Source organism: Streptococcus mitis (genome assembly GCF_001579035.1).
GTDB classification, from domain to species: domain Bacteria; phylum Bacillota; class Bacilli; order Lactobacillales; family Streptococcaceae; genus Streptococcus; species Streptococcus mitis_J.
In genome coordinates this window covers 153,106-155,927 of sequence record NZ_KQ970290.1, presented here as the reverse complement: position 1 = coordinate 155,927, position 2,822 = coordinate 153,106, and the positions used below count along the sequence as shown (strand labels likewise).

Below are 2,822 nucleotides of genomic sequence, written 5' to 3'. Positions count from 1 at the left end.
CGACCATTTATGTCAAGAATCAGGTAGGTTTAAAAAATATCTTTAAGCTGGTTTCTTTGTCCAATACCAAGTACTTTGAAGGGGTGCCACGGATTCCGAGAACAGTTTTAGATGCCCATCGGGAGGGTTTGATTTTAGGTTCAGCTTGCTCTGAAGGTGAAGTTTTTGATGCGGTTGTTTCCCAAGGTGTGGATGCAGCGGTTGAGGTGGCCAAGTATTACGACTTTATCGAGATCATGCCACCAGCTATCTATGCTCCCTTGATTGCCAAGGAGCAGGTCAAGGATATGGAAGAACTCCAGACCATTATCAAGAGTTTGATAGAAGTGGGAGACCGTCTTGGTAAGCCTGTTCTGGCTACGGGAAATGTCCACTATATCGAACCAGAAGAAGAAATTTACCGTGAAATTATTGTCCGTAGTTTGGGACAGGGGGCGATGATTAACCGAACTATCGGTCATGGAGAACATGCCCAACCGGCACCACTTCCAAAGGCTCATTTTCGAACGACCAATGAGATGTTGGATGAATTTGCCTTCTTGGGAGAGGAATTAGCTCGGAAATTGGTTATTGAAAATCCCAATGCCTTGGCAGAAATCTTTGAACCCGTTGAGGTTGTTAAGGGTGACTTGTACACGCCTTTCATCGACAAGGCTGAAGAAACAGTCGCTGAATTGACCTACAAGAAAGCTTTTGAGATTTATGGAAATCCGTTGCCAGATATTGTCGATTTGCGGATTGAAAAAGAACTAACCTCTATTCTGGGGAATGGATTTGCTGTGATTTATCTGGCATCGCAGATGCTGGTGCAACGTTCCAATGAACGGGGTTACTTGGTTGGTTCTCGTGGATCTGTCGGTTCTAGTTTCGTTGCGACCATGATTGGGATTACGGAGGTCAATCCTCTCTCTCCTCACTATGTCTGTGGTCAGTGTCAGTACAGTGAGTTTATCACCGATGGTTCGTACGGTTCAGGATTTGATATGCCCAATAAGGATTGTCCAAACTGTGGTCATAAACTCAGCAAAAATGGGCAAGATATTCCGTTTGAAACCTTCCTTGGTTTTGATGGAGACAAGGTTCCTGATATTGACTTGAACTTCTCGGGAGAAGATCAGCCTAGCGCCCACTTGGATGTGCGTGATATCTTTGGTGAAGAATATGCCTTCCGTGCAGGAACGGTTGGTACGGTGGCTGCCAAGACCGCTTATGGATTTGTCAAGGGCTATGAGCGAGATTATGGCAAGTTTTATCGTGATGCAGAGGTGGAACGTCTTGCTCAAGGTGCGGCTGGTGTCAAGCGGACGACGGGTCAACACCCGGGAGGGATTGTTGTTATTCCGAACTACATGGATGTCTATGATTTTACGCCTGTCCAGTATCCAGCAGATGATGTGACGGCTGAATGGCAGACCACTCACTTTAACTTCCATGATATCGACGAGAACGTCCTCAAACTTGATGTACTGGGACATGATGATCCGACCATGATTCGAAAACTCCAGGACTTGTCGGGGATTGATCCTAATGAAATTCCTATGGATGACGAAGGTGTGATGGCCCTCTTTTCTGGGACGGATGTGCTAGGTGTGACACCTGAGCAAATCGGTACGCCGACAGGCATGCTGGGGATTCCAGAGTTTGGAACCAACTTTGTCCGAGGCATGGTAGATGAAACGCACCCAACGACTTTTGCGGAGTTACTACAGCTCTCAGGTCTATCCCATGGTACCGATGTGTGGTTGGGCAATGCCCAAGATTTGATTAAGCAAGGGATTGCGGATCTGTCGACCGTTATCGGTTGTCGAGACGACATCATGGTTTACCTCATGCATGCCGGTCTCGAACCTAAGATGGCCTTTACCATCATGGAACGGGTACGTAAGGGCTTGTGGCTCAAGATTTCAGAAGAGGAGAGAAATGGCTATATCGAAGCCATGAAAGCTAATAAGGTGCCAGAGTGGTATATCGAGTCCTGTGGTAAAATTAAGTACATGTTCCCTAAAGCCCATGCGGCAGCCTACGTTATGATGGCCCTTCGTGTAGCTTACTTCAAGGTTCACCATCCTATTTATTATTACTGTGCTTACTTCTCAATCCGCGCTAAGGCTTTTGATATCAAGACTATGGGTGCAGGCTTGGATGCTATCAAGCGCAGAATGGAAGAAATCTCTGAAAAACGGAAGAACAATGAAGCCTCTAATGTGGAAATTGATCTCTATACAACTCTTGAGATTGTTAATGAGATGTGGGAGCGTGGTTTCAAGTTTGGAAAACTCGATCTCTACCGTAGTCAGGCGACAGAGTTCCTTATCGATGGGGATACCCTCATCCCGCCATTTGTAGCAATGGATGGTCTGGGAGAGAACGTTGCCAAGCAACTGGTGCGAGCGCGTGAAGAGGGAGAATTCCTCTCTAAAACAGAATTGCGCAAGCGTGGTGGGCTCTCATCAACCTTGGTTGAAAAGATGGATGAAATGGGCATTCTCGGAAATATGCCAGAGGATAACCAGTTGAGTTTGTTTGATGAGTTGTTTTAATAGTTTGAAATGTCTTGGTAATTTTTGAGGTTGGCTAATAATGCTAAAGAAAAAAAGAGCAACACCCTGGAAACCAGGGAAAGTTATTTCTATATGTTTACGAAATGGCGTTTATATCTTAGCGCAAATGGTGCGTGATCCCTATCTGGTATTTTTCAACCATTTTAACGAGGAAAATAATTGGAAGGGAGTGACCTTGAAAGAGGAGGATATCCTCTTTTGTTAAGGCTGTTACTCGCCAGTTTCTACGCTACAGTCCTGTAGCGCTTGTCAAAGAAGTTA

General features: G+C 45.5%; 1 protein-coding gene. It reads left to right on the top strand.

Going from position 1 to position 2,822, the window contains the following annotated elements; genetic code table 11:
- Nucleotides 1–2,540 (top strand): PolC-type DNA polymerase III (locus tag SMIDD26_RS13295; protein ID WP_246747011.1); only part of this gene is annotated, 2,540 nt, incomplete at its 5' end.
- Between the last annotated feature and the right edge of the window lie 282 nt (nucleotides 2,541–2,822).